Genomic DNA, 766 nt, shown 5'->3' with positions numbered 1-766 from the left:
AGCCCGAAAAGCGAATAAAGAAGATAGCTGTACGGGTCGATTTTGGGAAGGGCGCTTTAAATCACAAGCCTTACTTGATGAAGCTGCACTGGCGGCCTGTATGGCCTATGTTGATTTAAACCCGATAAGAGCTAAAATGGCTGACACACCGGAAACGTCAGACTATACCAGTGTTAAAACACGGTGTGAACATGCCAAAGAGGGCAAGCAACCCAAACAATTGGCGCGTTTTGCAGGCAGCCCCAGAAAGCATATGCCCAAAGGCATCCCATTTGAACTAAAGTCGTACTTAGAACTTGTCGAGCTAACAGGCAGATGTATGCGAGCAGACAAGCGAGGCGCTATAAGCTCAATTAATTCCCCTATTTTAGACCGGCTTAACATAGCCCCTGAAAACTGGCAAAAACTCACCACGCAATTTACGAGCGTATTTCACGGTGCAGTAGGGCGACCACAAAAGCTTGATAATTATTGTGCGAGTTTAGAAATAAAACGACGGGCTAATTATCGGCAGTGTGAAAAGTTGCTATCTTAAAGCTTACACCATTAAGATAACCCTTTAAACACTCTAACCCTAGACAACACAGCATTGAGGTGGTGGATTAGCCATGCACTATGAGTGCTGAGCAACACCATTTTTGTATGCTTTTTGAGTCTGCAGCTTATATTTCAAATTCAGACTTATGAACTAAGCGATATGCTTGTGATATTCTTTAGGAATTCGCGTGAATTTTGAGTGGGTGTCATCAGTAGGTTTTATTTACTA

At 43.1% G+C, this 766-nt stretch carries 1 pseudogene; it reads left to right on the top strand.

The window, feature by feature from the left end:
- A pseudogene (locus J8L98_RS24485) lies at positions 1-535 on the top strand (transposase); the annotation flags it as partial.
- Between the last annotated feature and the right edge of the window lie 231 nt (positions 536-766).

It is taken from the genome of Pseudoalteromonas sp. MMG013 (assembly GCF_018100885.1).
Lineage (GTDB): Bacteria > Pseudomonadota > Gammaproteobacteria > Enterobacterales > Alteromonadaceae > Pseudoalteromonas > Pseudoalteromonas aurantia.
Note: the sequence above shows the minus strand (reverse complement) of the source record. Positions and strands in the feature narration are given on the sequence as shown.